General features: G+C 70.5%; 24 protein-coding genes. 9 read left to right on the top strand and 15 right to left on the bottom strand.

Translation table 11 applies throughout. The annotated features are described in order from the left end of the window. Window positions 1–19 precede the first annotated feature (19 nt). Window positions 20–1,291, top strand: a complete 1,272-nt coding sequence (locus AC3A46_RS07565) for an ABC transporter substrate-binding protein (protein ID WP_487664589.1) — start codon at window positions 20–22, stop codon at window positions 1,289–1,291. Window positions 1,292–1,438: 147 nt separating this feature from the next. Here AC3A46_RS07565 and AC3A46_RS07560 read toward each other — a convergent pair whose 3' ends face one another. Then, window positions 1,439–2,098: a GntR family transcriptional regulator gene (locus tag AC3A46_RS07560; protein ID WP_487664588.1), complete on the bottom strand. Its 660-nt coding sequence runs from the start codon at window positions 2,096–2,098 to the stop codon at window positions 1,439–1,441. 260 nt (window positions 2,099–2,358) lie between these two features. Here AC3A46_RS07560 and AC3A46_RS07555 point away from each other — a divergent pair, with 260 nt between their 5' ends. After that, window positions 2,359–3,855: an aldehyde dehydrogenase family protein gene (locus tag AC3A46_RS07555; RefSeq protein WP_487664587.1), complete on the top strand. Its 1,497-nt coding sequence runs from the start codon at window positions 2,359–2,361 to the stop codon at window positions 3,853–3,855. 186 nt (window positions 3,856–4,041) lie between these two features. Here AC3A46_RS07555 and AC3A46_RS07550 read toward each other — a convergent pair whose 3' ends face one another. Continuing rightward, the gene (locus AC3A46_RS07550; protein ID WP_487664586.1) at window positions 4,042–5,742 is read right to left on the bottom strand and encodes a tannase/feruloyl esterase family alpha/beta hydrolase; all 1,701 of its coding nucleotides are present in this window, start codon (window positions 5,740–5,742) and stop codon (window positions 4,042–4,044) included. Between the two features lie 279 nt (window positions 5,743–6,021). Between AC3A46_RS07550 and AC3A46_RS07545 the strand changes: the two genes are divergently transcribed. Next, a complete protein-coding gene (locus tag AC3A46_RS07545; RefSeq protein WP_487664585.1) occupies window positions 6,022–6,480 on the top strand; it encodes a MarR family winged helix-turn-helix transcriptional regulator in 459 nt (152 codons plus the stop codon). A 16-nt stretch (window positions 6,481–6,496) separates the two neighbouring features. Here AC3A46_RS07545 and AC3A46_RS07540 read toward each other — a convergent pair whose 3' ends face one another. From AC3A46_RS07540 to AC3A46_RS07525, 4 genes are all read right to left on the bottom strand, one after another. Next, the gene (locus tag AC3A46_RS07540) at window positions 6,497–7,105 is read right to left on the bottom strand and encodes a PadR family transcriptional regulator (protein ID WP_487664584.1); all 609 of its coding nucleotides are present in this window, start codon (window positions 7,103–7,105) and stop codon (window positions 6,497–6,499) included. A gap of 118 nt (window positions 7,106–7,223) precedes the next feature. Continuing rightward, the gene (gene ligM / locus AC3A46_RS07535; protein WP_487664583.1) at window positions 7,224–8,630 is read right to left on the bottom strand and encodes a vanillate/3-O-methylgallate O-demethylase; all 1,407 of its coding nucleotides are present in this window, start codon (window positions 8,628–8,630) and stop codon (window positions 7,224–7,226) included. A 31-nt stretch (window positions 8,631–8,661) separates the two neighbouring features. After that, complete coding sequence (gene purU, locus AC3A46_RS07530; protein WP_487664582.1) at window positions 8,662–9,534, bottom strand: formyltetrahydrofolate deformylase; 873 nt, start codon at window positions 9,532–9,534, stop codon at window positions 8,662–8,664. Beyond that, window positions 9,531–10,352 carry a methylenetetrahydrofolate reductase gene (locus tag AC3A46_RS07525; RefSeq protein WP_487664619.1) on the bottom strand — a complete coding sequence of 274 codons (822 nt, stop codon included), beginning with the start codon at window positions 10,350–10,352 and terminating at the stop codon, window positions 9,531–9,533. The genes purU and AC3A46_RS07525 overlap by 4 nt, the downstream gene beginning before the upstream one ends. A 515-nt stretch (window positions 10,353–10,867) precedes the next feature. Between AC3A46_RS07525 and AC3A46_RS07520 the strand changes: the two genes are divergently transcribed. The 5 genes from AC3A46_RS07520 to AC3A46_RS07500 all read left to right on the top strand — a co-directional run bounded on the left by AC3A46_RS07520 (window position 10,868) and on the right by AC3A46_RS07500 (window position 15,262). Continuing rightward, window positions 10,868–11,851, top strand: a complete 984-nt coding sequence (locus tag AC3A46_RS07520; RefSeq protein WP_487664581.1) for an ABC transporter substrate-binding protein — start codon at window positions 10,868–10,870, stop codon at window positions 11,849–11,851. Window positions 11,852–11,945: 94 nt separating this feature from the next. Further along, window positions 11,946–12,773, top strand: coding sequence for an ABC transporter permease (locus AC3A46_RS07515; protein ID WP_487664580.1), 828 nt, complete (start codon window positions 11,946–11,948; stop codon window positions 12,771–12,773). Continuing rightward, complete coding sequence (locus tag AC3A46_RS07510; RefSeq protein ID WP_487664579.1) at window positions 12,770–13,594, top strand: ABC transporter permease; 825 nt, start codon at window positions 12,770–12,772, stop codon at window positions 13,592–13,594. Before AC3A46_RS07515 ends, AC3A46_RS07510 begins: the two co-directional genes overlap by 4 nt. Further along, a complete protein-coding gene (locus tag AC3A46_RS07505; RefSeq protein ID WP_487664578.1) occupies window positions 13,587–14,408 on the top strand; it encodes an ABC transporter ATP-binding protein in 822 nt (273 codons plus the stop codon). The genes AC3A46_RS07510 and AC3A46_RS07505 overlap by 8 nt, the downstream gene beginning before the upstream one ends. Beyond that, window positions 14,405–15,262 (top strand): PaaX family transcriptional regulator, encoded by an 858-nt coding sequence (locus AC3A46_RS07500; protein WP_487664577.1) that lies wholly within the window; start codon window positions 14,405–14,407, stop codon window positions 15,260–15,262. Before AC3A46_RS07505 ends, AC3A46_RS07500 begins: the two co-directional genes overlap by 4 nt. A 13-nt stretch (window positions 15,263–15,275) precedes the next feature. Here the strand turns inward: AC3A46_RS07500 and AC3A46_RS07495 are convergent, their stop codons facing one another. From AC3A46_RS07495 to AC3A46_RS07470, 6 genes are read right to left on the bottom strand one after another with little or no spacing between them, the layout of a single operon-like run. Next, window positions 15,276–15,740, bottom strand: a complete 465-nt coding sequence (locus AC3A46_RS07495; RefSeq protein WP_487664576.1) for a DUF3237 family protein — start codon at window positions 15,738–15,740, stop codon at window positions 15,276–15,278. 2 nt (window positions 15,741–15,742) lie between these two features. After that, complete coding sequence (gene menE, locus AC3A46_RS07490; RefSeq protein WP_487664575.1) at window positions 15,743–17,263, bottom strand: o-succinylbenzoate--CoA ligase; 1,521 nt, start codon at window positions 17,261–17,263, stop codon at window positions 15,743–15,745. A 38-nt stretch (window positions 17,264–17,301) separates the two neighbouring features. Further along, complete coding sequence (locus AC3A46_RS07485) at window positions 17,302–17,754, bottom strand: MaoC family dehydratase (protein WP_487664574.1); 453 nt, start codon at window positions 17,752–17,754, stop codon at window positions 17,302–17,304. A gap of 20 nt (window positions 17,755–17,774) precedes the next feature. Beyond that, window positions 17,775–18,965: an acyl-CoA dehydrogenase family protein gene (locus tag AC3A46_RS07480; RefSeq protein ID WP_487664573.1), complete on the bottom strand. Its 1,191-nt coding sequence runs from the start codon at window positions 18,963–18,965 to the stop codon at window positions 17,775–17,777. Window position 18,966: 1 nt separating this feature from the next. Beyond that, on the bottom strand, window positions 18,967–19,854 hold the full coding sequence (locus tag AC3A46_RS07475; protein WP_487664572.1) for an amidohydrolase family protein: 888 nt from the start codon (window positions 19,852–19,854) through the stop codon (window positions 18,967–18,969). Between the two features lie 50 nt (window positions 19,855–19,904). Continuing rightward, window positions 19,905–20,834, bottom strand: a complete 930-nt coding sequence (locus AC3A46_RS07470; protein WP_487664571.1) for an SDR family NAD(P)-dependent oxidoreductase — start codon at window positions 20,832–20,834, stop codon at window positions 19,905–19,907. 93 nt (window positions 20,835–20,927) lie between these two features. On the opposite strand from AC3A46_RS07470, the gene AC3A46_RS07465 reads away from it, so the two are divergent. Continuing rightward, window positions 20,928–21,392 carry a MarR family winged helix-turn-helix transcriptional regulator gene (locus AC3A46_RS07465; protein ID WP_487664570.1) on the top strand — a complete coding sequence of 155 codons (465 nt, stop codon included), beginning with the start codon at window positions 20,928–20,930 and terminating at the stop codon, window positions 21,390–21,392. Between the two features lie 95 nt (window positions 21,393–21,487). Here the strand turns inward: AC3A46_RS07465 and AC3A46_RS07460 are convergent, their stop codons facing one another. The 3 genes from AC3A46_RS07460 to AC3A46_RS07450 all read right to left on the bottom strand — a co-directional run bounded on the left by AC3A46_RS07460 (window position 21,488) and on the right by AC3A46_RS07450 (window position 25,173). Further along, a complete protein-coding gene (locus tag AC3A46_RS07460; RefSeq protein ID WP_487664569.1) occupies window positions 21,488–22,714 on the bottom strand; it encodes an MFS transporter in 1,227 nt (408 codons plus the stop codon). 170 nt (window positions 22,715–22,884) lie between these two features. Beyond that, window positions 22,885–24,069: a 4-hydroxybenzoate 3-monooxygenase gene (locus tag AC3A46_RS07455; RefSeq protein WP_487664568.1), complete on the bottom strand. Its 1,185-nt coding sequence runs from the start codon at window positions 24,067–24,069 to the stop codon at window positions 22,885–22,887. A gap of 351 nt (window positions 24,070–24,420) precedes the next feature. After that, window positions 24,421–25,173, bottom strand: coding sequence for an IclR family transcriptional regulator (locus tag AC3A46_RS07450; protein ID WP_487664567.1), 753 nt, complete (start codon window positions 25,171–25,173; stop codon window positions 24,421–24,423). Between the last annotated feature and the right edge of the window lie 152 nt (window positions 25,174–25,325).

The following is a 25,325-nucleotide window of genomic DNA, read 5'->3' as shown; positions in this document are numbered from 1 at the left end:
ACACAGAGAGGCAGGACCCATGAGCACGAATCGCAGAAGGATGCGCGTCGCCTCGGTCGTCGCGGGGATCGGCATCGTCGCCGTCCTCGCTGCCGGCTGCGCGCGCGGCGGCGGCTCGCCGAACAGCACCGAAGACGGCGGCGCAGCGGAGGCGAGCCCGGGCATCACCGACGACTCGATCACCCTCGGCATCACGACCCCGCTGTCGGGGCCGACCGCCGGCCCCGGCACCTGCACGGTCGCCGGCATCACCGCCTACTTCGGCGCGAAGAACGCCGAGGGCGGTGTGGAGTTCGGCGACGGCAAGACCCGTACGGTCGAGATCGAAGCGCTGGACGACGAGTACGACCCGCAGAAGGCCAAGGCCAACTACGACCAGCTCAAGAGCAGCGTGTTCGCGATGACGGCAGGCCTCGGAACGCCCACCAACCGGGCGTGGCGCGAGGCGGCGATCGCCGACGAGGTGCCGCAGGCGCTGATCATGACGGGCGACCCGATCTTCAGCGACGCCGAGGAGAGCCCGTGGCAGCTCGGATTCGTGCCGATCTACCAGAACGAGGGACAGGCGTTCGGCGAGCTGCTGGCCGGGTCGGGCGAAGATCACACGGTCGCGATCCTGTCGCAGAACGACGACTACGGCGAGGGATATGTCGAGGGCTTCAAGACCGGCATCGAGGGCGCCGACAACATCGAGATCGTCAAGGAGCTGACGTACGAGGCCACCGACACCTCGGTCGACGCGCAGCTGACGGAGCTGGCCGGGTCGGGCGCCGACGTGTTCTTCAACGCGATGTCGATCACGCCGCTCGTGATCTCGTCGCTGCAGAAGACGCAGGAGCTCGGGTGGCTGCCCTCGTGGTTCCTCCCGTCGAACACGTCGAGCCCCAGCGCGATCCTCGAGCCGGGCGGCGCCGCGGCGTTCCCGGGCGTCTACACGGTCGCCTTCGCACAGTCGGCGGCGGCACCCACCTTCGCCGAGAGCGAGGACGGCGCCGCGTTCCTCGCCGGGCTGAAGGACTACGCGAACTATCCCGACCCTCCGGCCTTCCCGCACTGCGTCTGGTCGTACCAGGTCGGCGCGACGCTGGAGCAGGTGTTCGCGAAGATGACCGAGCCGACGCGCGCGGACTTCATGGAGCAGCTGCGGACGATCTCCGGCTACACCGCACCCCTCATGCTCGAGGGCTCCACCGTCGACACCACCGAGGACGGCCAGCCCGCCGTCTCGACCGTGCAGGTGCAGAAGTACAACGGCAAGGGCTACGCCCCCGCCGAGTCATGGGATCAGTGACCTGAGCCCGGGGGAGGGGCGGGCGGAGGCATCCGTCCGCCCCTCCGCCGTCTGCCGAGAGACCGCGATCGCACCGGGGAACCACACCGGCGGTGGCGGCACGGCGCGTTCGTGGTTTCTCCCGTGCGTCGGAGCGAGGACGGTGCCTCACTCCATGCCGTGGAGCACCTCGACGATGCCCGAGAGGTGGGCGCGGGTCGCGGCCTCGGCGGCGTCGGGGTCCTTCGCGAGGATCGCGTCGATGATCGCGATGTGCTCCGGCGCCGACGTCGCGGCGCGCCCCGGGTGGAAGGCGAGGCGGAACTGGTGGCGCGCCGACTGCGCACGCAGGCGCTCGAGCAGCTGGGTCGCCGTGCCGTGCCGGCTGAGGTCGCGGATGCGGCGGTCGAGCTCCTGGTTGAGGCGCGAGTACGCCATGAGGTCTCCCGAACCGATCGCGCCCTCGATGTCGGCGCGCAGGGCCCGGAGTCCGTCCGCGTCGGCGGGGGAGAGGTTCTCGGCGGCCTTGCGCGCGCAGAGTGTCTCGAGGCCGATGCGCACCTCGACGATCTCGATCGCCTCGTCGACCGTGATCGCCCGCACCCGTGCGCCACGGTTGGGCAGACGCTCGACGAGCCCTTCACCGGCGAGGTTCAGCAGCGCCGTGCGAACGGAGGCACGCGACGCTCCGTAGCGCTCGCTCAGGTCGGCCTCGATGAGCCGCTGGTGAGGTGCGAACTGCGCGTCGAGGATCGCCTCGCGGATCACCTGGGTGAGGTCGGGACGCTCTGTCGCCTCGTCTTCGCTCAGCACTGCGGCATCCGTCATCTCCGCCAACCCCCTTCGGCGCCTTCGTCCGTTCACAGACACTATCTCGCGCCCGACGCGCCGGTGCGAAGCATTTCATACGAAATCCGCGCGAAAATCGTCGACAATCTTGATTCGCATGCATGCGAGAGGCACGCTGGAGGAGACGTCGATCCGCGCAGACACGCGACGGATCCTCGACGACACCCGCACGGCTGCACCGCTGCACCGGAGCGCACGCAGCGACCGAGACAGAGACCGACACAGAGAGGTGGCCTGCGATGGGCGACACGACGATGGGGACCGCGGTCCGGACCGGACTGTACATCGGGGGTGAGGAGCGGTTCACCGACGACGTGCTCACCATCCCCGATCCCGGCAGGCCGGGGACGGTCGTAGGCGAGGCCGCGGCGGCATCCCCATCGGATGTGAAGGATGCCGTGGCCGCCGCGAAGGCGGCGTTCCCGGCGTGGGCGGCGCTCACGCCGCAGGAGCGCGCCGCCCAGATGGCCGCGGCGATCGCGGGCATCGCCGACGACCGCGACGAGGACGCCGCCATCCTGTCGCAGGAGAACGGCAAGATCCGCATGGAGGCCTGGATCGACGGCCTCGTGTTCGAGATCCGCTGGAACCTCGCGCTCATGCTCGCCGACGAGGTCGACGCCTCCAAGACCCTGCCGCCGATCCCGGGCGCCATCCCGGTGTCGACCGACGTGACGTACCAGCCGCTCGGCGTCGTGACCGTGATCGTGCCCTTCAACTGGCCGATCGCGATCCTCGGGGCGGCGCTGCCGCACGCGCTCCTGGCAGGCAACACGGCGATCGTGAAGCCGCCGCCCTCGGCGCCGCTCGCGACGACCCGCGTCGTGCAGCGCGTGGCCGAGAAGCTGCCGCCGGGTGTGCTCAACGTCGTGACCGGCCGCGATCAGGACATGGCGGACCTCATCCAGAACCCCGACATCGCCAAAGTCTGCTTCACGGGCAGCGTCAACGGCGGCAAGCGGATCATGGAGATGGCGTCGAAGACCCTGACGCGCGTGACGCTCGAGCTCGGTGGCAACGACGCGGCGGTGTTCCTCGACGACGCGATCCTCGACGACGCGCACCTCGACCGGCTCTACGCCGCGATATACGACACGACCGGCCAGATCTGCATGAACGCCAAGCGCGTCTTCGTGCACCGCTCGCGCATGGACGAGCTCGTCGCGGGGCTGACCGCGCGCCTCGAGACGGCTCGGCTCGGCTACGGCCTCGACGAAGGCACGACGATGGGGCCGCTGCACCAGCCGGCGCAGAAGGCGTTCGTCGACGAGATCATCCAGGAGGCGAAGGATGCCGGCGCCGACGTCCGCGAGTTCGGCGAGCTGCCCGCGGGCGAGCTGGCCGGCGGCAACTTCGTGCGTCCCGCGCTCGTCGTCGACCCGGGGCTCGACCTGCGCGTGGTGACGCAGGAGCAGTTCGGACCCGTCATTCCGGTCATCCCGTTCGACGACGAGGCCGAGGCCGTGCGCCTCGCCAACGACACGTGGGGCGGCCTCTGCGGCTCGGTGTGGACGGCGTCGCCCGAGGCGGCGCAGCGCGTGGGATCGCAGCTGGAATGCGGGTACGTGTGGGTCAACGACCACGGCGCAACGCGGCTCGACCTGCGCGCGCCGTTCGGCGGGATGAAGCAGTCCGGGTTCGGACGCGAGCAGGGGATCGAGGGCGTCCGCGCCTTCCAGGACACCCGCTCCATCGCGACGATCGACCCGGAGGCCCTCGCCTCGATGGCCCACTGACCTGACCGGGCCCCCGTCCTGCCGGTCGGGGCCCGGTCGGCGAGAGTACGGCTGGTGGACGAGAGGGCGGTTGCTTCCCGACCTTTCGTCCACCAGCTGTACTCTCGCGGCAACGTGGTCTCGGGAAGCGCGGAAGAGGGTGGGTTCCCTGCGGGAATCCACCCTCTTCGCGTGTGGGGGGCCGCGTCAGCGAGTGCCGTACGCGAGGCCGGGTTGCGGGTCCTCGCAGGCGAAGCTGGAGGCGGTCTCGGGGTCTCCCGAGACGTACTCCGCGACCTGCGGGTACACACACAGCGGACGCGAGCGGGTCGGCGACCAGCTCGCCGGCACCTCCGGGTTGGCCGGATTGACCGACGCCACGAGCTGATCGGGCGCGATGCCCTGCTCGACCCAGGCGACGAGGGCGGCGAGGCCGGCGTGCTGGTCGGTGGCGGGTCCGCCGGCAACGTGACCCATGCCGGGCACCTCGAAGTACCGCGCGAACTGCTCCGCGTCATCGCCGTAGGTCTGGTCGAGCTCGTCGAACCAGTCCGCGGTGTCGTCCGGCGAGAACACGCCGTCCGAGGCGCCGTGGATCACGATCATCTTCGCCCCGCGGTCGCGCAGCGAGTCGAGGCGGGTGGGATCGGGTGGCGTCATGAACGACATGCTGCTCTCGGTGTAGATCCCCGAGGTGGCATAGATCTTCGCAGCCTCGGTGTCGACGTCGAAGCCGAGCGCGTAGCCCCGCAGGTCGGAGAGGATGCTCGGCTCGGCCGGCGGCGTGGTGAAGATGAAGCCGACGGCCGGGGCATCCCGCGTGTACGGCGAACCGAACTTCCAGCCCGCCCAGCCGGTCTGGGTCAGGCCCGGGTCGAAGGGGAACGACGAGTAGATCGCCTTGTTGTTGCTCGTACGCGCACCGGCGAAGACCTCCTCGATGACGGTCAGCTGGTCTTTCGTCAGGCATGTTCCGTCGCGCTCGCCCGTGCAGCGCGGCACATCGCGCTTCACCGAGAACGCCTGCTGGCAGGTCTCGCTGTTGTGGACCATGCCGTCGGCCAGTCCGTCGAGGGCGTCGCATCGGCTGAGGATCGCGTCCGCGACGAGAGTTCGCTCGGTCGGCGTGAAGGCCGTCGCGAGAGCGGCCGACGTCGTCGCGACGCGCGCCCACTGCTGGGCTCCCCACAGCTGGGCGACGGCCGCCTGCGGCAGGTTGAAGCCGGGCGAGATCGCGAGGAAGCCGTCGAACTGGTCGGCGTAGCGAGCGGCGGCCACCATGGTGTGGCGCCCGCCGTTGGACCCGCCGGTGATGTACGAGCGGTCGGGCCCGCGGTCGTACGCCGCAGTGATCAGGGCCTTCGCCATCGGCGTGAGCGTGCCGACAGCCTGGTAGCCGTAGTCCAGCCGGGCCTGCGGCTCGCGGCCGAACAGCGGGTTCTGGCTGCCGTTGTGACCGGCGTCGGAACTGAGAACCGCGAAGCCCATCTGCAGCCCGCTCTCGCCGCCGCGCGTGAGCCCGAGCGCGGGCACGATGGAGCCGTCGAGCCCCCCGTTGCCCTGGTAGAGGAAGCGGCCCGCCCAGTCCGTGGGCAGACGCATCTCGAAGCCGATCGCGTAGGTCTGGCCGTCGAACGCGCTCACGCGCTCGTTCATCGTGCCTCGTACCTGGCAGTGCTCGCCGATCGGCCGGCCGCCGTTGGCCACCGAGCCCGGAGCGATCCGCGCCACCGACGTGATCGTCGTCGACGGGTACGCGAACGCGGCCAGCGTCTCGCACTCCTGCAGGGTGCCGGGCTGTGCCGCCGACAGCTGCCGCAGCGACTCCTCGCTGCGGGGCGGAGCGGCCGTGGCGGGGCTTGCGAGGCCCGCGACGAGGAAGAGGGATGCCGCGGCCGCACCGATCATTGCCGTCAGGCGTGGGCGGGACCGAGCGAGGGAGTGCTTCCGCTGTCGCGGAGATCCTGGAGGCGAGTCGTCGAAGAAGTGTGACATGGGGGTCCTCTTCCTGGTCCCGTGCGGCGAGATCGTTCTCGTCGGACCATCTGGGTGCGCCCGGCATCATCGCCGGGGTCCTGTCACGCTAGGCCAGTTTAGTTGCACATTGCAACTGTTTTCTGAGCGGCGAGGCACCTGGTCCTAGACTGCGACGGTCGGGCGAGGACGGACGGGGAAGTGTTGGCACCGGTGGACGGCGAACACGCGGCGGGGCGGCTGGCACGCAACCCGGGCTTCCTGGCTGCGCGCTTCACCTCGGTCGCGGCGACCGTCTCGAACCGCGCGCTCGCCGCGTTCGGACTGCGCACCCGCAGCTACTCCCTCGTCGAACTGGCCGCGGCGTCGGGCGGCCTGTCGCAACGGGAAGTCGGGCGCATCCTCGCTCTCGACAAGGCGCACGTGGTGCGGCTCGTCGATCAGGTGGTGGAGATGGGCCTGGTGGTGCGCGAGCGGGATCCCCGCGACGGTCGTGCCTGGCTCATCCGGGCGACGCCGAAGGGAGACGCGGTGGCGCGACAGGCCGGCCAGGCGCTCGACGACGCCTACTCGCTCCTGCTCGGGCCGCTCAGTACCGACGAGATCTCCGCCGCGATGACGGTGCTTCAGAAGCTCGCCTTCGCGATCGAGGTTCCCGACCACGAGGTGTGACCCGTCGGTCGACGGGTCAGGTACCGGTCGCTGAGCCTGTCGAAGCGCCGTCCAGGCGGTCCACGAGCGCGAGCCCCCGGCGGGCCCAGGCGATCTCGCCCTGCGCACGCTCGACGAGGCCCTCGTATGCGAAGCGCTTGTAGGCGATGGTGCGCTCGCGGTCGGCGTCCGCCGTCACGGCCAGGCGCCGGACGAGCATGGGGTTCGCGACGGCGTCGATGCGCTCGAGCTCGCCCTCCCACTGCGCCAGCTCGCCCGCCCACTGCGCGATGTGCCGTTCGAGGAACGCCCGCGCGTCCGCAGTCGAAGCTGCTTCGAGGTAGGCCGCGCGCAGGTGGGCGGGGTCGCGCACCCGCTGATAGTCGAGAGGAGACCCCATCCAGTCCACGAACGCCTGCTCTCCGGCATCCGTCACGTGGTACATCCGCCGCGTGCCGCGCTCGCCGCGCGTCTGCTCCTCGCCCTCGATGAGGCCGAGCTCCTCCATCTTGCGCAGCTCGGGATAGATCTGGGAGTCGGGCGCGTGCCACACGTGGCCGACCGACTGATGGAACTGCTTCTGCAGGTCGTAGCCCGACAGCGGGCCGACCCGCAGGATCGCCAGCAGCGCATAGCGCAGACTCATCGCGTGCTCCTTCCTCGCCTGAGGGTAGCGGGCCGAAGACGGTGAGACCCCAGTCGACGGACGAGACGGAGGGGTTCGCCCACGGTCTCGTCCGTCTGCTGGGGTCTCAGCGGTGTGGTCAGGCCGGCTGGTACTGCGTGCGCCAGCCGCCGTGGTAGGTCTGGCGGGCGACCGTGGAGTACGGCACGGGCGAGACCACGGCGCGCACCTCGAGCTGCTGGTGGGGCTCGACCGAGGCCTTCGTGGTGCCGCCGTTCGGCTCACCCCACACCACCGTCACCTCGGCGCCCTCGGGCACGTCGGGGTTCACGGTCGCCAGCGACAGGGCGCGCTTCTCGTTGGCGCTGTAGCCGGTGAACATCGAGAACCCGACGTTGTTGCCGTCGGCATCGGTCACCGCGTCGTAGTTGGCCGACCCGTAGTTCGCCAGCGGCAGGTCGAAGAACTTGTAGCTGTCGCCCTCGGTGTCGAAGAGCGACGCGAAGATCTTCGTGACGTCCTCGGCGTTCCACGCCAGGGTGACCTTGCGGCGCTGCGTCTCGGGGTCGATCTGCTCGAGCGCGTCGCGGCCGATGAAGTCGTGGTCGAACTTCACGAACGAGCCGTAGCCGAGCTCCCACGGGGTCAGGTAGTAGTCCGAGATGTCGTCCGACACGAAGGATCCGGCGAGCGTGCCGGTCGCCTCGTAGCTGTCGACGCCGAGCCACTCGCGGTAGCCGCGCTCGGCCTCGCCCGAGTAGATCGCGGGCAGCGGCGACGGGATCCAGCCCGACTCCAGCGTGTTCGACGGGTACGCCCGCGAGCCGACCGGCACCAGGCCGAACTCGGCGCCCGCCTCGACGATGATGTCGCGCACGCGGTGGTGGTCCTCATAGGGGCCCCACACCTCGAGCCCGGGTGCGCCGGCCATGCCGTGACGGAGAGTACGGACGTTGGCGCCGCCGATCTGCATCTCGGACATGCTGAAGAACTTCAGCTGCTCGAGCGGCCCGCCGTTGAGCTTCTCGATGACGTTCCACGCCGCCGGTCCCTGGATCTGGAACCGGTAGTAGCGGCGGCTCACCGCGTCGCCGTAGGGGCGCGACGGGGAACGGCGGTCCACGGTGACGTCGAGGTTCGAGTAGCCGCCGGTCTCGCCGTGGTACAGCAGCCAGTTCGACGCCGGCGCGCGGCCGACGTAGACGTACTCGTCCTCGGCCTCGTGGAAGAGGATGCCGTCGCCGATCACATGGCCCGACGCGGTGGTGGGGACATACTGCTTGGCGCGGTTCACCGGGAAGGTCGCGACGGAGTTGATCGCCGTGTCGGAGATCAGCCGGATCGCGTCGGAGCCCTTGAGGAACACATTGTCCATGTGGTGCGACTGGTCGTAGAGCACGGCGGTGTCACGCCACGCGCGCTGCTCCTTGATCCAGTTCTGGAAGTCCGCGGGGACCACCGGGTAGATGTACGAGCCGATCTGGGAGTTGCGCAGCATCTCGACGGCGTTCTGACCGTCGAGCAGCTCCTGCAGATTCTTCGCCATGGGGGAACCTCTCTGTTCGTGGGATGGGTTGTCAGAAGACGATGGTGTGGTTGCCGTGGCGGATGACGCGGTCTTCGGCGTGCCACTGCACGGCGCGGGAGAGCACCGCGCGCTCGACGTACGCGCCGCGGGCCTGCAGGTCGGCGGCCGTCATGGCGTGGGTGACGCGGGCGACGTCCTGCTCGATGATGGGGCCCTCGTCGAGGTCCTCGGTGACGTAGTGGCTGGTCGCACCGATGAGCTTGACGCCCCGTTCCTTCGCCTTGCGGTAGGGCGCCGCGCCGATGAAGGCGGGCAGGAACGAGTGGTGGATGTTGATCACCGGCACGCCGACGTTCTCGAGGAACGAGTCGGAGAGGATCTGCATGTAGCGGGCCAGCACGACGAAGTCGACGTTGCCCGTGAGCAGCTCGACGATCTTGGCCTCGGCGGCGGACTTGTCGGGTCCCTGCGACGGCACGTGGAAGAACGGGATGCCGAAGCTGCGGACGTCTTCCGCGGTGTTGGTGTGGTTCGAGATCACCATCGGGATGGTGACCGGCAGCTCCCCGCGGCGGTGGCGCCACAGCAGCTCGAGCAGGCAGTGGTCGCTGGTGGAGGCGAGGATCGCCATGCGCTTCGGGATGGACTGGTCGGTGATCCGCCACTCGAGGCCGAGCGGTGCGAGGGTCTCGTCGAGATCGGCCTCGATCTCGGGCAGCGCAGCCTGCAGATCGGGGCGGTGGAACACCACGCGCTGGAAGAACTCGCCGCCCTCGGGGTTGTCGGAGTACTGGTCGAGCGTGACGATGTTGCCCTGGTTGCGGGCGACGAGCGCCGTCACCGCGGCGACGATGCCCGAGCGGTCGGGCCCGTGAACGATCAGGCACGCATGATCGCGTCGCACATCGAGGTGGGTCGTCATCGGCGCGCCCCCGAGGACTGCGCTGCGACGAACTCGCGCGCCCACAGCGAGGTCGCGGCCAGGCCCCCGAAGGTGTAGAAGTGCAGCTTCACGTCGCCGGACTTCGGGTCGTCGGCCAGCAGAGTGGCGAGGTCCGACACGAAGCGGTCGGGGCCCGCGGTTCCCATGAGGTTCGTCAGCGAGAAGCCGTACTTCTTCACGATCATGGCGTTCGCGCCGATGCCGAAGCGGCGGGCGAAGCCGAGCAGCCGCTTGACGCCGGCCGGCCCGGGGGTGCCGATGCGGATCTGCGCGTCGATCCCTCGGGCGCGCACCGCGTCGATCCACGCCATCACCGGAGCGGTGTCGAACGCGAACTGCGTGAGGATCACGGCATCCAGCCCCTCTTGAGCGAGTGCGAGCGCCTTCTCGTCGAGGTGGCGCCACAGCACGTCGTCGGCGATGTCGGGGTGGCCCTCGGGGTAGCCGGCGATCGACACCTCGCGTGCGCCGTACTTCTGCAGCAGGCCGGAACGGATGAGCGTCAGCGAGTCGGGGTAGGGACCTGCCGGCTCCGCCGGATCGCCGCCGACCGCGAACAGGTGCTCGGTCGCGCCGACCTCCTGCAGCCGCGCGAGGAACTCCTCGAGCTGAGCCTCGGACTCCAGGCGCCGGGCCGAGATGTGCGGGACGGGCACGAAACCCATCTCCTTGACGGCCTTGGCCGCTGCGACGCGCATCTCGAGGTCTTCGTTGCCGAGGAATGTCACGTTGATCTTCGTGCCCTGCGGGATCGTCTCGCGGGCTTCTTCGAGACCGGCCACGTCCTTGCCGGTCATCTCGAGCGAGAAGCCGTTCACGAGCGAAGCGGCTTGCGGGGAGACGGGGATCGAATGAGCCACTGTCGAGGTCCTTTCCTCTGCCGGGATGCGTCGCTGCACCGGCTGGATCCGAGAATACCTATGACCATAGGTAATGGCAATAGGCACGCTGGCGCGTGCGCGTCCATCCTCGGCGGGGGAGCGTCTCTCGCGCGCCACGGTTTCCGTTGAGCGGACATCGCCTTCGGCGTCCGCCCTCAGCGTGCGTCATGTGCGCTCCTACAGGTCAACCGCGTGTGCACAGGACGTTTGCGCTCGAAGCATCCTGCGGAAGCCCGGTTGACCTGTTGGCGAATGGTGAGAGGGGGTGGCTTTGTTCACTGAATTCGTGACGGGCGTCACGGAAGCATTGACAATCGATGCGGTGTGGCGCACCATGACTTGTGTCCGGCACGCCGCGGTGAGGACTCCGACTCCTGGGACGGAACCCGTGCCGCCGGCACACACCCGCATCTGCCACGAGAGGCCCGTCAATGAAGAAGAGTCTTGCCACCATCGGCGTGCTCGCCGCCGCCGCGATCGCGCTGAGCGGCTGCACCGACTCCGCCGCCACCCCGTCCTCCAGCCCGACCGACGGCACCGCGTCGGGCGAGCTCATCCCCGTCCGCGTCGCCGCACTCCCCATCGCCGAGACCGGCGCCCTGTGGGCCGCGATCGACGAGGGCATCTTCGAAGACCACGGGCTCGAGATCGAGGTCGTCCCCGCACAGGGCGGCGCCAACGCGATCCCCGCGCTCCTCAGCGGCGACATCCAGTTCGCCATCGGCCAGCCGTTCGGGCCGATCCGCGCCGACCAGCAGGACCTCGGCGTCGTGATCGTCGGCAACTACGCGAACAGCCTGGCCGACGGCGACGACGTCAATGCCGTCGTCGCGCTCGGCGACTCCGGCATCATGCGTCCGGCCGACCTCGCGGGCAAGAAGGTGTCGGTCAACACGATCGGCGCCGCCGGCGACCTCACGATCCGCAAGGCCGTGCAGGACGACGGCGGCGACCCCTCGACGATCGAGTTCGTCGAGGTCGCCTTCCCGGACGTGCCCGCACAGCTCGAGGCGGGCACGATGGACGCCGCGTGGGCGCCCGACCCGTTCCGCGGGATGATCCTCGGCGAGGGCGGCGTCTCGGTCGTGCAGCCGTACCAGGCGACGATCCCCGGGCTCTCGGTGCTCACGAACATCACGACGCAGGCGCTCCTCGACGAAGACCCCGCCCTGGTCGCGGCGTACTCCGCGGCGATGACCGAAGCGCTCGAGTGGGCATCCGGCAACGAGGAGGCCGTGCGCGCGGCGATCGCGACGAACCTCGAGATCCCCGAGGAGGCGGCCGCAGGCATCACCCTCCCCACCTTCACGTGGGACCTCGCCGACGCCGGCATCGAGGACCTCGGCGCGCTCGCCGTCGAGTTCGCGTACATCGAGGCCGAGCCCGACTACGACCGCCTGCTCCAGCAGCAGTAGCCCCGACGAGGAGGGCGACGGATGCCTCGGCCCGAGGCATCCGTCCTCCTCCCGGCCCTCGTCCTTCGTCAACCGCGCCGTCGATCGGATTCACATGGCCACCGCCGCCGCCGTGCCCGCCCCCGTGAGGCGGAGCCCGCGACAGCTGCGCACGCTGCGCAAGCTCGCGCTGGGCGCCGCCGGCATCCTCGGATTCCTCGTGACGTGGCAGCTGCTTCCCACCCTGGGACTCGTCGACCCGCGCTACTTCCCGACGGCGACAGAGACGCTCGCCCAGCTCGGGCAGGAGATGCGCGACCTGGAGTTCTGGCGCAACGTGGGGCGCACCCTCACGGCGTGGGGCATCGGCCTGGTGATCGCGACCGTGCTCGCGACCGTGCTCGGCACGGTCATCGGGCTGGTGCCGTTCCTGCGCCGCGCGACCCACACCACGGTCGAGTTCCTGCGGCCGATCCCGTCGGTCGCCCTCATTCCGCTCGCGGTGCTGCTGTACGGGTACCAGCTGCAGGCCGCGCTCATCATCATCGTGTTCGCGAGCTTCTGGCAGGTCTTCATCCAGGTGCTCTACGGCGTGGCCGACGTGGATGCCGTCGCCCGCGACACGGCGCGCAGCTTCGGGCTGTCGCGCGGCTCGCGCATCGTGAACCTCGTCTTCCCGACGGCCCTCCCGTACCTCATGACCGGGCTGCGGCTGGCCGCCGCCGTCGCGCTGATCCTCGCGATCACGGCGGAGATGTTCATCGGAAACCCGGGGCTCGGCCGCGAGATCGTGTTCGCGCAGTCGTCGGGCAACTGGCCGGTCGTCTATGCGCTCGTGATCGTCACGGGCCTGCTCGGGCTCCTCATCAACCTGGTGTTCCGTGCGATCGAGCGCCGTTCCCTGGCATGGCACCAATCGGTGCGAGGGGAGGAAGTGCTGTGACCCTGTACACGAGCACCGTCGTCACACCCCGCCCGCGCTCGCGCGTGTGGGCGAAGATCGGCGAGAACACCGCGTATGCGATCGGCCTGCCGCTCATCCTGGTGGTCATCTGGGGGATCTGGGCGACCGTCGCCCCGGCGCAGTTCTTCCCCTCGCCCGCCGAGCTGCTCGAGGCGTTCGTCGACACCTGGATCGGGCCGGCCTTCGTCACCGACGTGGTGCCGAGCCTCGGCCGGCTCGCGATCGGCATCGTGCTCTCGATCGTGGTGGGCGTCGTCGCCGGCACGCTCATCGGCCTGAACCGCTGGCTGCGGGAGCTGCTCGAGCCGATGCTCGAGTTCTTCCGCGCCGTGCCGCCTCCGGTGCTCCTTCCGATCGCGGTCGTGCTGATGGGGCCGACCGACGCCATGAAGATCGTCGTGATCGTCATCGGCTCGGTGTGGCCCATCCTCCTCAACACGATCGAGGGGGTGCGCTCCACCGATTCGGTCATGACCGAGACGGCCCGCTCGTTCGCGTTGACGCCCCGGGAGCGCCTGCGCTACCTGGTGCTGCCGGCGGCGAGCCCGCGCATCATGGCCGGCGTCCGCCAATCGCTGTCGATCGCGCTGATCCTCATGGTCATCTCGGAGCTCGGCTACTCGTCGTCGGGCCTCGGCTATCAGATCGTCTTCTTCCAGCGCAATTACCTCATCGCCGAGATGTGGAGCGGCATCCTGCTGCTCGGACTCATCGGCATCCTGCTCGCGGCGGTCTTCGGCCTCGTCGAGCGACGCGTGCTGCGCTGGTATCACGGAATCAAGGAGGTGGAGCGTGCCTGACTCGCTTCGAACAGGACAGACGCTCTTGAACGTCGAGCACCTGCGCAAGGTGTACGAGTCGTCGACCGGGAACGTCGAGGCGATCGGCGACATCGGATTCCGGATGGATGCCGGTGAGCTGGTGTGCATCGTCGGCCCCTCCGGGTGCGGCAAGACGACGCTGCTGAAGTGCATCGCGGGGCTGCTCAAGCCCACGTCGGGCGTCGTGGAGCTCGGCGGGCGGCGGGTCACCGCTCCGCCGCCGAACATGGCCCTGGTCTTCCAGGAGTACGGGCGCAGCCTGTACCCGTGGCTGACGGTGCGCGGCAACGTCGAGCTGCCGCTCAAGCACAAGAAGCTGTCGCGCACCGACCGCGACCGCCTGATCGACGACGCGCTCGTCGCCGTCGGCCTCGACCACGCCGCCACGAGCTATCCGTGGCAGCTGTCGGGTGGCATGCAGCAGCGCGTGGCCATCGCCCGCGCCGTCGCCTATCAGCCCGAGGTGCTCATCATGGACGAGCCCTTCGCCGCCGTCGACGCGCAGACCCGCGCCGACCTCGAGGACCTCGTGCGCACGCTGCACCGCGAGCGGGGCATGTCGATCCTGTTCGTGACGCACGACATCGACGAGTCCGTCTACCTCGGTGAGCGGGTCATCGTGCTGTCGAAGTCTCCGACGTGGGTGCAGGAGGACCTCGCGATCGACCTCGCGCCCGAGCGCGACCAGATCACGACGCGGGCCCTGCCCCGGTTCACCGAGCTGCGCACGCACGTGTACGAGCAGATCCAGCGTGCCAAGCGCGGTGAGGCCGTCCGCCCGGAGGCCGCGTGAGCGTCGCGGGCGTACGCGCGGCATCGCCGGCCCCAGCGTCGCCCCTCGAGACATCGGTGCTGACGCGCAAGCCGCGGCAGCTGCTGCTGGCGTTCTTCGGCGAGTTCGTGTGCGACCGCTACTTCGAGCCGCTGCGGGCCAGCGTGCTGATCGGCACGCTCGAGAGTGCGGGCGTTGCCGCCTCGGCGGTGCGGACCAACCTCGATCGCATGGTCGACAGCGGTCTCCTCGAGCGCCGGCGTCTCGGGCGTGAGATCGGCTTCGAGCTGACATCGCACGGCAGCGAAGTGCTGCGCGAGGCGTCCGGCCGTGTCAACGGCCCGTCTCCGTTCGAGCCGCAGGGTGAGGGCTGGACCCTGGTGACCTTCACCGTTCCCGAGCACCTGCGCGACCTCCGGCACCGGCTGCGCGCGACACTCACCTGGTCGGGGTTCGCGGTGCTGCGCGACGGTCTGTGGATCGCGCCCGGCTCGGTGGACCTGGCCGCTGCGCTGGAGGCGATCATCCCGGATCTGCCCCCGGCATCCGTCAATGCCTTCTCGGCCACGGAGCTCGCGGGCTTCCCGATGGCCGAGGCCGTGCGCGACGCGTGGGACGTGGAGCGGATCCGCGCGGCACATCGCGAGTTCATCGAGCACTGGGAGCGGGAGGATGCCGCGGCCGGCCTGCCCGCTGTCACGGCGCGGACTCTCCTCGTGGCCGACTGGCTCGCGCTGCTGCGCGCCGACCCGCGGCTGCCGCGGCAGTACATGGGGGATGACTGGCCCGCCGACCGCTCCGCCGAGCTCTTCACCCGGCGGCACCGGGAGTTCGCCTTCCCGGCCGTCCGCGATTTCGCGGGACTCGTCGACTGAGACCCGCCCGCGCTCAGGTCACGCGGTAGGCGACGTACCGCACGCGATGCGCCTCGCGGATGTACGAGGCGAGATAGACCGACCGTTCGAACTCGGGGTGCGCGGCCGACTCGAGCGTGAGCGCGGCGCGGAAGTAGTACGCCGCCGGGTCGACGTCGTCGCCGCGCAGCAGCGCCTCCAGCACCGCGGGGTCGCCGCTGCGCACGCCGCGGGCACGGATGTAGATGAGCGAGCCGTCGTCGCCGCGCGCGCTGTAGCGGCCGTCGATCTCGATCGACCCGTCCGCGCGCACGGTCTGCCAGTCGGCGCCGCCCGGGAGGATCGTGCCGGTGAAGGCGCCCGAGATCGTGCCGCCGACGACGGGGATGACGCGGCGGTGACCGGCGCGCGTCATCCCGTGGTCTTCGAGCGGGCCGAGGTCGGCGATGACCTCGAAGGACCGCTCGAGAGCGGGCACCGGAGGCTGACGCGTCGCCATCGTCACGGCTTCCCGAAGCGGGCGCGGAGGTCGGCCTTGCGCACTTTGCCGGAGGCGGTGCGGGGGAGCTCCTCGACGACGACCACGTTCTTGGGCAGCTTGTACCGCGCGAGCAGCCCGTCGAGGTGCTCACGGACGATCCGCGTATCGACCTCGGCGCCCTCGCGCACGGTCACGACGGCCAGCGGGACCTCGCCCCACCGCTCGTCGGGCACGCCCACCACGGCGACCCCCGAGATGCCCTCGATGTCGGCGATGAGGTTCTCGACCTCGGCGGGATAGATGTTCTCCCCGCCCGAGATGATCATGTCCTTGAGCCGGTCGGAGATGTAGAGGTAGCCGTCGCGGTCGAGGTAGCCGAGGTCGCCCGAGCGGAACCACCCGTCGCGCGTGAACGAGGCCGCCGTCTCATCGGGCAGGCCGTGGTAGCCCAGGAAGACGTTGGGCCCGGCGACCTGGATCTCGCCGACCGTGCCGCGCGGCACGACCTCGCCGTGCTCATCGGTGATCCGCACGTCGGTGAAGAAGTGGGGGAGGCCGACACTGCCCTGCTTCTCCCGCGTCATCGCCGGAGACAGCGACGTCGCGCCGGGCGAGGTCTCGGTCATGCCGTAACCCTGCGAGAACGACAGGCCTCGCTCTTCGTACGCGTTGAGGATGCGCGTCGGCACCGCCGACCCGCCGCACGTGAGCTTGCGCAGCGACGACAGGTCGGTCGACGCCCACGCAGGATGATCGGCCATCATCTGGTACGTCGTGGGCACGCCGCTGAGCATCGTGATGCGGTGCTGCTGGATCAGTTCGAGTGCGCGGCCCGGCTCGAAGCCCTTCTCGAGCACGAGCGTCGCGCCCTTCAGCAGCACGGGCAGCGCGCCCATGCCGAGGGAGGCCACGTGGAAGAGCGGTGAGATCATGAGCGACACGTCGCTCGAGACGACGTCGTAATCGACGACGCAGTTCAGGGCCACCCAGGTCAGGTTGCCGTGGCTGAGCACCGCGCCCTTCGGCCGCCCGGTCGTGCCCGACGTGTAGATGATCGCGGCGGGGGTGTCGAGGTCGACGTCGGCGATGGTGTGCCCGTGCGGCGCCTCGGCGATCAGTCGCGCCAGGCCGGGGTGCTCCGCAAGGCCCTCGCCGGTCACGATCACGTGCGCGATGCGCCCCGCTTCCACCCCCGCCATCGCGCGGTCGAGGAACTCGGCATCGAGCACGACGGCGCGGGCCCCGGAGTCGACCAGCACGTGCCGCATCTCGGGGGCCGCGAGCCGCGTGTTCACCGGCACGAACACCGCCCCGAGCTGGGCGGCGCCGAACATCACCTGCAGGAACTGCGGGCTGTTCTCGCCGATGTACGCGACGGCGTCGCCCGACCGGATGCCGCGATCCCACAGCACGGCGGCGACGCTGTCTGCGGCATCCGCCAGCTCCCCATAGGTCAGCTCCGCGTCGCCGAAGACGACGGCCGTCTTCTCGGGGTCCTTGAGCCGCCGCTTGGCGAGCCAGAACCCGATTCCCTTGTGCATCGTTGCAGTGTCCTCTCCTTCGAGGAGGCGGGCCCGGGTCAGGCGTAGAAGCGGTACAGACCGCGCGCGACGACGGCGGGCTTGGCCCCGCCCTCGATCTCGATGGTCTGGTCGACGGCGAACTGGTAGCCGCCGGGGATCTCCGTGACCTCGGCGATGACCGCGCCGCCGCGCACGCGCGCGCCGACCTTCACCGGCGACACGAACCTCACCTTGTCGAGGCCGTAGTTGACCCGCGTCGTCACTCCGGTGACGTCGAACAGCTCAGACCAGAACTTCACGGTCAGCGACAGCGACAGGAAGCCGTGCGCGATGGCGCCGCCGAACGGGCCCTCCGCCGCGCGCTCCGGGTCGACGTGGATCCACTGGTGGTCGTCGGTGGCGTCGGCGAAGAGGTTCACGCGGTCCTGCGTGACCTCGAGCCACTCGGTCCAGCCGAGGTCGGTGCCGGCGAGCGTGGCGACGTCGGCGTAGTCGACGGTGGTGGTCATGGGGTCTCCTTCGATGGGTTTCAGGTGAAGGCCGAGGCGCCCGTGAGGGCGCGGCCGACGATGAGGGCGTTGATCTCGTGCGTGCCCTCGTACGAGTACACGGCCTCCGCGTCGGCGAAGAACCGGGCGACGTCGTGTTCGAGCAGGATGCCGTTGCCGCCGAGCACTTCGCGGCCGAGGGCGACGGTCTCGCGTGCGAGGCGAGCGGTCTGCAGCTTGGCGAGCGCCGAGTTCTCGTCGGCGTACTCGCCCTGGTCCTGCCGGGCGGACAGCTGTGCGACGAGCGCCAGCGACGCCACGGCATTGCCGAGCATGCGGGCGAGCTTCTCCTGCACGAGCTGGAAACCGCCGAGGGGCCGCTCGAACTGATGCCGCTCGCGGACGTACCGCACCGTCGCGTCGAGTGCGCCGGCCTGAAGTCCGGCGGCGATCCAGGCGACGTCCGAGCGCATCGCGCGGAGGATCCGCGCCACGTCACGCCACCCGTTCACGTTCTGGAGGCGCTCCGCCTCGGTCACGCGCGCGCCGTCGAGAGTGATCAGCGCGTTCTGCATGGGGCGCAGCGCGATCTTGCCGCCGATCGCCTCGAGGCGCACGCCCGTCGCGTCGGTGGGCACGAGGAACGCCTTGACCGCGTGGTCGTCGACATCGCGCGCGAACACGACGAGCACATCGGATGCCGCGGCCCCGCCGATCCACTTCTTGCGGCCGTCGATCACCCATGCGTCGCCCTCGCGGCGGGCGGTGGTCGCGAGGCCGCCGGCGATGTCGGACCCGTGTTCGGGCTCGGTGAGCGCGAAGACGCCCTTCAGGTCGAAGCTGCGCACGCGCGGATCGAGCTCCTCCGCCTGCGCGGCGGAGCCGCCCAGCGCGATCGCGGTGCGGAAGAGCCCCGACTGCGCGTTGTAGAGCGTCGCCACCGAGACGTCGGTGCGCGCCAGCACGTAGTTGCGGAACCCGCTGTACACGCTCGACGCCGCCTCCGCAGCATCCACCGCGTCCGGCTGCATGAGGTCGAGAGAGATGAGCGCGTCGAGCACCTCGGGCGGCATGGTCGCCGTCTCCCACGCCTCGGCGAGGAGGGGACGGATGCTGCTCTCCAGCGTCTGCTGCAGACGCCCCAGCGCCGTCCGCGCGGCGGGGCTCAGCTGCGCGGCAGCGATCGCGTACGGGTCGAACCCGAACGTCGCATCCGCCTCGAGCGCGGGCATGTCAGCCTCCGAGACCCAGCAGACGCGCGGCGTTGTCCTTGAGGATGCCGGGCATCACCTCGGGCTTGAAGGAGCCGACGGTTTCGGCATCCCTCATCCAGCGGTCGGGGGTGAGCAGGGGGAAGTCCGAGCCGAACAGCACCCGGCGTTTGAGGTAGGAGTTCGCGGCGCGCACGAGCGACTCGGGGAAGTACTTCGGGCTCCAGCCCGACAGGTCGATCCAGGTGTTGTGCTTGTGGGTCGCGACCGAGAGGGCTTCGTCCTGCCAGGGGACCGAGGGGTGGGCCATGATGATCTGCAGCTCGGGGAAGCGGGCGGCGACCGGGTCGAGCAGCATCGGGTTCGACAGGCCGAGCAGCAGTCCGCGCCCGCCCGGCAGGCCCGCGCCGATGCCGGTCTGGCCCGTGTGGAAGAGCGCCACGACGCCGGCGTCCTGCAGCGTCTCGTACAGCGGTGAGTAGGCCGGGTCGGAGGGGTCGAAGCCCTGCACCGTGGGGTGGAACTTGAAGCCCCGCACGCCGTGGTCCTCGATGAGGCGGCGGGCGTCGTCGACCGCCGTCGACGAGAGCGGGTCGACGGAGCCGAAGGGGATGAGCACGTCGTTGTTGCGGGCGGCTCCCTCCGCGATGTCGGCGCTCGAGATCGGCGAGTGGCCGAAGTTCGTCTCGGCGTCGACCGTGAACACGACGGCCGCCATGCGTCGCTCGCGGTAGTACGCGGCCACGCCGTCGAGGTCGGGGTTCGGCCCGTCGGTGCTGAAGTACTTGGCCGCCGCGTCGCGCAGATCGTCGGGCAGCGACGAGTGCCCGTGATGGTCGACCTCGATGTGCACGTGCACGTCGATCGCGCTGATCGCGTCGAGGTCGATCGCGGGTTCGTAGCGGGTCATGTCAGTTCCGGTCGTTGAGGGAGCGAAGCGAGGCGAAGCGGGTCAGCCGGTCACGAGCGCTGCAGCTCCTCGGGCAGCGGCGGGAACTTCTCGCCGACCGACTGGAGGGGCCCCGCGGCGTCGGCGAAGCCGGTCGCGAGATCGTCGTACGACCAGCCGCCGTCGCTGTAGGCGGTGGCGACGGCCTCGGGGTGCGACCACAGCTGCAGCCGGTCGCCGCCGATGCCGATGGCCTGCCCGGTGACGGCGGCCGCAGCATCCGATGCGAGGTAGGCGATGAGCCCTGCGACGTCGTCCGACGTGCCGAATCCGAGGTCGTGGCGGAAGAACGCGGGCATCGGCTCGCCCGCGGCGTCGGCCTCGACAGCGGCCGCGAAGTAGGGCACGGTCGCGGTCATGGCGGTCGCGGCGACGGGGATGACGGCGTTCGCGGTGATGCCGGCGCGCCCCAGCTCGAGCGCCCAGGTGCGCACCATACCGACGATGCCGGCCTTGGCGGCGGCGTAGTTGGTCTGGCCGAAGTTGCCGCGCTGGCCGGTGGGGGAGCCGATGCAGATGATGCGGCCGGCCACCTCGTTCTCGCGCATCCAGCTCGCCGCCTCGCGCACGCAGGTGAACGTGCCGCGCAGGTGCACGTTGATGACGGTGTCGAAGTCGTCGTCGCTCATCTTCCAGAGGACCGTGTCGCGCAGGACGCCGGCATTGGTGACGAGGATGTCGAGCCGGCCGAAGGTGTCGACGGCGGTCTGCACCAGCTGCTTCGCGGTCTCGGTGGGGCCGACCGGCAGGGCCACCGCAACGGCGCGTCCGCCTTCCGCTTCGATGGAGGCGACGGCCTCGGCGGCGGTGGCCTCGTCGACGTCGTTGATCACGACGGCGGCGCCCTGGCGGGCGAGCTCCTGGGCGTAGGCGAGGCCCAGGCCGCGGCCCGAGCCGGTGACGATGGCGACCTTGCCGTCGAGAGGTGCGTGCGAAGACATGCGTGAACTCCTTCGTGTCGGATCCATTGAAGACCGAACTGTTGAGAAAGTCAATCATTCCGTTCATCCACGAATTCGAGTACGATCGTGGGCATGCCCGACACCGCTCACCCCCTCGCCCCTGAGGGGCTGCGGGCGTCGGCGCTGACCGACGACGTGAGTTTCCTGCTCGCGCGCGCGAACGCCATCGCGCTCGCCGCGGGCAACGCCGCCCTGGCCGAGCACGGGCTGAAGGCGCGCTCGTACTCCGTGCTGGTGCTGACGTCCGGTGAGGCCCGGCCGTCGCAGCGCGAGCTCGCCGAGTTCCTCCGGCTCGACCCGAGCCAGGTCGTGAGCCTCGTCGATGAGCTGCAGTCGCGCGGCCTCGTCGAGCGCAAGCCCGATCCCGCGGACCGGCGTGCCAACGTGGTCGTTGCGACCGATGCCGGCCGCGCACTCGTCGGCCAGGCGAGGGAGTCGGCCCGTGCCGCCGAAGAGCGGGTGCACGCCGATCTGTCGGAATCAGACCGCGCGACGCTCGCCACCCTGCTGCGCACGGTCGCCTTCCCCGGCGAGTGAGCTCGGCCCGCGGCATCCGTCCCCGGCTCGGGGCCACGACATGCGGGGTGGGCACGTCGAATCCGCGTGTCGCGCCACCTGAACGGCGCCCGAGCTCAGCGGCGCTCGAGGACGTAGCGGTCGCCGCCGGCGAACACCCCGACCGCCGTGAGGGCGACGAGCACCGCGAGCACGAGCGCGAGCGATGCCGTCCAGCCGCCGGTGAGGCTGTGCAGGGCGCCGAAGGCGACCGGGCCGAGCGCGGCGATGACGTACCCCACCGACTGCGACATCCCCGACAGGGCCGCCGAGGTGTCGTGGTCGCGGGCGCGCTGCGCCATGAGCGTGAGCGACATCGCGAGGGTGGCGCCGCCGGTGAGCCCGATGAGAGAGCCCCACACCAGGACGCCGTCGGGCGCGATCATGAGCCCTGCGACGCCGACGATCGCCAGTGACGGGATGAGCGCGGGCGCCCACCGCTCGAGGCCGCCGCGCAGCGCGAGAGGCAGCAGCAGGCAGCCGGCGAGCGAGAACAGCTGGTAGACCATGACGTCGATGCCCGCGACGACCTCGGAGCGCCCGATCGACATCGACAGCGGCGCGAGCCACGTCACGAACATGTAGAACATGGATGCCTGGAGGCCCATGTAGGCGGCGACGAGCCAGGCGATCGGGTCGCGCCAGATGCCGGTGCGCCCGCGCGGTGCCGCGGAACGGTCGTGGGCACGGGCTGCCCCGCGGTGCGCCCACCACCACGCGACGATCGCGAAGGGCAGGAGCGCGGCGCCGGTGACGAGGAGCGCGAAGCGCCACCCGACGGGATCGCCGCCGAGCTCGATGTGCGAGATCGGCACGACCACGCCCGACGAGACGGCGCCGAGGCCCGCGAGCAGGGCGGTGTACGCCGCGGTCACGGCGGGGACGTGGCTCGAGAACTCCCGCTTGACCACGGCGGGCATGAGCACGTTGATGAGGGCGATCCCGATGCCGATGATCGCGGTGCCGATCCACAGGCTCACCACCGGGCCGGGGATCGAGCGCACGAGCGTGCCGGCGAGCAGCACCAGCAGCGACCACAGCAGCACCCGCGGCTGCCCGAACCGGCGGCTCAGATCGTGCGCGAGCGGCGAGAACAGCGCCCACGCGACCAGAGGCACGGCGGCGAGCAGGCCCAGCGCCGAGACCGACATGCCCGTGTCGGTGCCGATCTGGTCGAGGAGCGGCCCGAGGCCCGTGATCGCGGGCCGCATGTTCATCGCGACCAGGCAGACCGCCGCGAGGAGCATCGCCACCGAGGCCGTGCGCGACGGCTCGGGCGGCGCTGTCCGGGGCGGTGAGGCCATAGGCACCGGACTATAGCCGAGGCTGGGGTCGCAGCATCCGGTCACTCCCGTTCAGCGGCAATGCCGGCTTGTCGGGGTCCGGGGCGCGGTGCGTCCGTTCGCGGCGCGCGGCGTCCGCCCCGAATGCGTGCGCTGCGCCCCGAACGGGGCTCGCGCCACAGGCCACCGCGTCAGGCGAGGCCCTCGAGCGGCCAGCCGGTGTACGCCTCGGCGAGGAAGCGGCGACCGGCCTCGGACTCGACCACCGACTGCAGCTCGCCGAGCTGCCGCAGGCGGTCGAAGTCCGACGCGTCGGGCGCGACGTGGAGCATGTTGGTCATCCACCACGAGAAGTGCTGGGCCTTCCAGATGCGGTGCAGCGCCTTCTCGGGGAACGCCTCGATGAGGCGCTCGTCGTTGTCGAGGAGGAGGGCGCGCAGCGCGCGCTCGAGCACGAGCACGTCCGCGACGGCGAGGTTCATCCCCTTCGCGCCGGTCGGCGGCACGGTGTGCGCGGCGTCGCCGATCAGTGCGACGCGGCCGTTCAGCAGCTCGTGGGCGACGAAGCTGCGGAACCGCAGCACGTCGCGCTGGAAGATCGGCCCCTCCTTGAGCGTCGTTCCGGGCACGCGCTTCTGCAGTTCCTCCCACAGCTGCTCCTCGCTGAGGGCGTTCGGGTCGGCGTTCGGGTCGCACTGGAAGTACATGCGCTGCACCGTGGCGCTGCGCTGGCTGATGAGCGCGAACCCGTCGGGCGAGTTGCTGTAGATGAGCTCCTCGGCGCTCGGCGGCGCCTCGCACAGGATCCCGAACCACGCGAACGGGTACTCGCGGAAGTACCCACCGGTCGACGATCCCGTGACCGCCTCGCGCGCGACGCTGCGCGAGCCGTCGGCGCCGACGACGAACTCGGCCTCGATCTCGAGGGGCGCGGCGTCGGCGTCGGTCGCGATGACGCGGGGGCGATCGGATGCCGCGTCCTCGACGCGCAGCGCGGTCACGCCGAAGCGGAGGTCCTGGCCTTTGCCGAGGCGCACTGCGATGAGGTCCTTGAGGGCCTCGTGCTGCGGGTACAGCCAGACCCCGCGGCCGACGAGGTCGGCGAAGTCGATGCGGTGGCCGGCGCCGGCGAAGCGCAGCTCGATGCCGTCGTGGCGGTTGCCGACGGTGCGCACGCGGCTCGACGCACCCGACGAGTCGAGCACCTCGACGGTGCCCTGCTCGAGGATGCCGGCGCGGATCGTCGTCTCGATCTCTTCGCGCGAGCGCTGGTCGATGACGACCGACTCGATGCCGGCGATTCCCAGCAGGTGCGACAGCAGGAGCCCGGCCGGGCCGGCCCCGATGATGGCGACGCGGGTGCGGATCGTGGACATGGACGTCTCCTTCGACGTTCGGGAACGGATGCCTCGGCCCAGTGTGACCCGGTGTGTCCCGGGTTGATCCGGATTCCCATTGAATGGGTCCGCGGCGCGCCGCCGTCACCGGGCTTCCACACAGAATCGGATCCGCTGTTGCGGACCGCGGAGGCGGGCTTCCACACAGAATCGGATCCGCTGTTGCGGACGGCGGAGGCGGCGCGCCGATCGCCACGGCGCCGTAGCGGCGTGTCGGGCCGCGCGTCCGCAGGCGCGGATCCGCGGGTGAGGGCGGGTGGGTGGCGATCGAAGAGCGAAACGCCCGAGACGAAGGGGACGGATGCCGCGGCGCGGCGTGGTGGCCACCGATCAGCGGCGGTCGGTCCGCAGGTCGGCCTCGATTCCGGCCGCGGCCTCGCGCAGCGCATGGATCGCGGCCTGCGGGTCGGTCTCGCGGGGGAGCACGACCGACAGCGCGGCGACGACCTCGCCCGCGTCGCGGATCGGCACGGCGACGCCGGTCGACACGGCCTCGATGGAGCCGGGCGCCACGACCACGCCGGCGCGGCGGACCTCGGCGATGAGGCGGCGCAGGCGCGCAGCATCCGTCACCGTCTCGGGAGCCAGGGCGCGCAGCGCACCGGCGAGCACCCGCTCGCGCAGGGCCGACGGCGCATGGGCGAGCAGGACGAGGCCCGACGACGAGGCGTGCAGCGGCAGGCGTCCGGCGATGCGGGTGATGTTGGCGCCGGCGTCGGGGTGGGAGAGGCGCTCGAGGAAGAGGGCCTCGTCCTGCTCGAGCACGGCGAGCTGCGTGTGCTCGCGGATGCGCGCCTGCACCTGCTCCATGTGGGGCAGCGCCGCCTGGCGGAGCCGCAGCGCCGTCGAGCCGCGGAGGGCCAGCTCCCACAGGCGCATGCCGAGGTGCACGCGCCGGTCCTCATCGCGTTCGAGCAGGCCCGCGTCGACGAGCTCGTCGACGATCCGGTGCGCGGTCGACGACGGCAGCCCCGCGCGGCGGCCGATCTCGGCCGCCGACTGCATCGAACGCTCGGCGGTGAACGTCTCGAGCACCCGCACGATGCGCTCGGTCATCGAGTCGCCGGAGGGCGAGTTGGCCATGCGCCCACTCTGCCATTCCTGATCGACCGGCTGGGGTGTGCGGGAGTGCCGAGGCCGAGGTTGCTCGCAGGGTCGGCGCGTTTCGACTCGCTCGTTCTCGCTCGCTCGACGACCGGGAGAAGGCCAGGCCCTCGCTCGCTCGACGACCGGGA

This window comes from Microbacterium sp. Soil_C_42 (assembly GCF_057656735.1).
This window is presented reverse-complemented; position numbering and strand designations above follow the sequence as displayed.